This window comes from Nonomuraea lactucae (assembly GCF_003313395.1).
In the GTDB taxonomy this organism is placed as follows: domain Bacteria; phylum Actinomycetota; class Actinomycetes; order Streptosporangiales; family Streptosporangiaceae; genus Nonomuraea; species Nonomuraea lactucae.
This window is the reverse complement of record NZ_QNFZ01000704.1, coordinates 1-3,453: the sequence shown is the minus strand read 5'-3', so window position 1 is coordinate 3,453 and position 3,453 is coordinate 1. Positions and strand designations below refer to the sequence as shown.

Below are 3,453 nucleotides of genomic sequence, written 5' to 3'. Positions count from 1 at the left end.
CGAAACCCCAACCATGATCACCAGGTCGGGGTTCGCTGCCGTCTGCCCAGCTCAGGAAGGGATTTTCGGGGCAGATTTCAACTCGTGGCGGGCGCGTAGCGGCTCAGGAACATGGCGACGGCCTCCTCCACCACCACGCCGGTCGGCGGCAGCCGCATCGCGTCCGGCCCGATCGCCATCACCCGCGGCCAGATGACGAACTCCTGGATCAGGCCGAGGAACTGGTGCGCCGCCAGCTCAGGATCGGGGCAGCGCAGGGCGCCGGTCTCGGTCATGTGCCGCAGGCAGGCGGTGAACGTCTCCACCAGGGGCGCCTTGCCCAGGTCGTAGAACTCGGTGGCGATCCACGGCAGCCTGCGCGACTCGGCGACCACCAGCCGGATGAAGGCGATCTGGTCCGTCTCCGTGACGAAGGTGAGGATCGTGTCGGAGAAGCGGCGCAGGAAGGCGGCGGGGTCGGCCTCGGCGCGCGCGAGGTCGCGGTTGAGGCCGGCGGCGACCTCCTGGAGCTCGAACGCGGCCCAATGGTGGCGCATCGTGGCCCGGAAGACGGCCTCCTTGCTGCCGAACAGGTTGTAGACCGTCTGCCTGGCCACTCCGGCGTGCGCGGCGATCCGGTCGAGGTTGACGCCGTCGTAGCCGTGGTCCAGGAACAGGACCTTGGAGGCGTCGAGGATCTTCAGCGCGGTGCCGCTGAGTGGCCGGTCCTCCGGTGGCGCGGTGCTGGGGGATGGGCATGCGTGCTCTGCCGGCATCTGCGAACTCCTTTGGGCTGCACTGTCCAGTCTAGTCGGCCTCTTGCCGCTGACCAGGATGGACTGTACTGTCCAATCCAATCCAGCGCGAGATGCGCATGTTTTGCCTGGGAGGCGCACAAATGCCCCAGTCTCTGCCCCCGCATGGCGGCCTCTCGGTCGCCGCCCGACTCAACCGGCTCCCGGTCACGGGAGCCCACAAACGTCTTGTCTTCGTCGTCGCCCTGGGCAACTTCTTCGAGGTCTACGAATGGTTCGTCTCGGCCGTCCTGGCGACCAAGCTGGTGGCGACCTTCAACCTCGGCGTGTTCGAACTCTCGCTCCTGCTGTCCTCGGTCTTCGTGGGGGCGTTCGTCGGAGCCGCGGTGATCGGCCGGCTGTCCGACCGCATCGGCCGCCGCAAGGCCTACATGCTCACGCTGGGCTTCTACTCCCTGGGCACCCTGGGCTGCGCCTTCGCGCCCGACCTGTGGACCCTGCTGCTGTTCCGGTTCATCGCCGGCGTCGGCCTGGGCGGCGAGCTGCCCGTGACGGACGCCTACCTCGGCGACGTCCTGCCGCCGCGCAAGCGGGGCTACTACGCGGCGTGGGCCTACACCGCCGCCTACCTCGCCGTCCCCTTCGTCGGCTTCCTCGGCATGCTGATCGCCGACGGCACCCTCGCCGGCGTGAGCGGCTGGCGGTGGATGTTCGCCATCGGCGCGCTGGGCGCCGTCATCACCTTCTTCGTCAGGCGGGGGCTGCCCGAATCGCCCCGCTGGCTGGCGTCCGTGGGCCGTGCGGCCGAAGCCGACGAGGTCACCCGCATCTTCGAGCGGGCAGCCGTGGCCAATGGGTGGACGCCACCGGAAGGCCCGGCCGAGCCGGAGGCCGCCGAGACCAAGGCGCTGCCCGTCCGCACGATCTTCCGCGCGCCGTACACCCGCCGCACCGTGCTCATGGGCATGCTGTGGATCCTTGCGCCGGTCGGCTACTACGGCTTCAGCAACGTGGCCACCCTGGCCCTGGCCCAGAAGGGGCACACGGTCACCGACTCGCTGATGTACCTGACGCTGTCGTTCGTCGGCTACCCGCTGGGCTCCTACCTCTCCATGGTGATCATGGAGAGGCTGGAGCGGAAGTGGTTCGTCGCGGCCTCCCTGGCGGGCATGGCCGTGTTCGGCATCGGCTACGGCAGCGCCGGCTCGGCCGTGACGATCGTGGCGTGCGGCTTCTTCTTCACGCTCACGGCCAACCTCATGTCGAACTCCGGCCGGGTCTACCAGCTTGAGCAGTTCCCGACCAGCCTGCGCACGACGTCCACCGGCATCCTGTACTCCCTGAGCCGCCTGTCGGCCGTGGCGGCGCCCTTCTACCTGATCCCGATCCTCTACTCCCACGGCCCGGTCGCGGTCTTCGGCCTGGTGGCCATGGCTCTGCTGGTGCCGGCGCTGTCGCTGGCCGTGTGGGGGGTGCGCACGACCGGCCTGCCGGTGGAGGCGATCGCCGGCACCTCGCCCGCGCCGAGCCCGGTCCCCGCGCAGACGGGGTCGGCGGGCCTCGGACCGAACACGTAGGCCGAAATCGTCCAGGCCGCGGGGGGCGGTGGGTCCTGTCGAGTGTTCTTCCGGCTGCGGCGCCCCCCGCTCCCCTGGCGTGCTTCTACCTACGCCCGGGACGCTTAACGCAAAGATATTGCTTCCAGCTCAGACGACAGGTAGCCTCCACTAAAGCAACTCCTTAGCTTTTATCCGGAAGTGGGCATCACCATGGCAGAGATCCTCTGGAACCGCATGACGTACCTGGAGCTTCGCGAGCGCGCCGCCGCCGATGCGGTCGTGCTCCTGCCGGTGGGCTCCACGGAGCAGCACGGGCCGCACCTCCCGACCGGGGTCGACGACTTCCTCGCCGGCGAGGTGTGCCGCCGCGCCGCCCTGCTCGCGCTCGGCACCCGGCCCGTGGTGGTCGCCCCGTCGATCTGGTGCGGCCTCGCCGAGCACCACATGGGGTTCGGCGGGACGTTCACGCTGACACTGCCCACCCTGCACGCGCTCCTGCACGACGTGTGCCGCTCGATCATCAGAGCCGGCTTCTCGAAGATCCTGATCGTGAACGGGCACGGCGGCAACGTCACGGCGCTCAACGCCCTGGTCACCGAGCTGTCCGCGCAGCTGTCGGCCCACTCACCCGACCACTCGTCCACAGACTCGCCCGCCACCTCGACCGGCGACTCCACCGGCAACTCGTCCGCACGGATCGCGGTCACCAGCTACTTCACGGCCGGCCGGGACGCGATCCGCGACGCGCTCGACACGCAGGACTGGCTCATGCACGCCTGCGAAGGCGAAACGTCGATGATCATGGAGCTGGGCCGCGAGCTCGTGCGGCGCGGGGAGCTCGCGGACGCGGTCGGGCCCCGGATCATGCTGCAGTCGGAGGACACCAGCCCGGCCTACGTCTCCGTGCCGTTCGACGCCGTCAGCGAGTCCGGCGTGGCGGGGGACGCCCGGACGGCGAGCGCGGCCAAGGGGCGTTCCATCCTCGACGGCTGCGCCCGGGCCATCGCCGACCTGGTCGCCGGCGACGCCCTGTGGCGGCGGCCGGAGCACCGCGGCCCCGCTTCCCGCTAGGCGTCCGGGTTCCCCCCAGGCGGCCGGCCGGACAGGCTCACGGGGTCAGCCGCGGCGGGCCTCGAAGATGAGATCCCAGGCCCGGCTCC

General features: G+C 70.1%; 3 protein-coding genes. 2 read left to right on the top strand and 1 reads right to left on the bottom strand.

What is annotated here, in order from left to right:
- Positions 1 to 77 precede the first annotated feature (77 nt).
- The gene (locus DQW85_RS25715; protein ID WP_113702533.1) at positions 78 to 755 is read right to left on the bottom strand and encodes a TetR/AcrR family transcriptional regulator; all 678 of its coding nucleotides are present in this window, start codon (positions 753 to 755) and stop codon (positions 78 to 80) included.
- A gap of 122 nt (positions 756 to 877) precedes the next feature.
- Between DQW85_RS25715 and DQW85_RS25710 the strand changes: the two genes are divergently transcribed.
- Together DQW85_RS25710 and DQW85_RS25705 are read left to right on the top strand one after the other, a co-directional pair.
- On the top strand, positions 878 to 2,311 hold the full coding sequence (locus DQW85_RS25710) for an MFS transporter (protein ID WP_113702532.1): 1,434 nt from the start codon (positions 878 to 880) through the stop codon (positions 2,309 to 2,311).
- A 192-nt stretch (positions 2,312 to 2,503) separates the two neighbouring features.
- Complete coding sequence (locus tag DQW85_RS25705; RefSeq protein ID WP_113702534.1) at positions 2,504 to 3,364, top strand: creatininase family protein; 861 nt, start codon at positions 2,504 to 2,506, stop codon at positions 3,362 to 3,364.
- Positions 3,365 to 3,453: the final 89 nt, after the last annotated feature.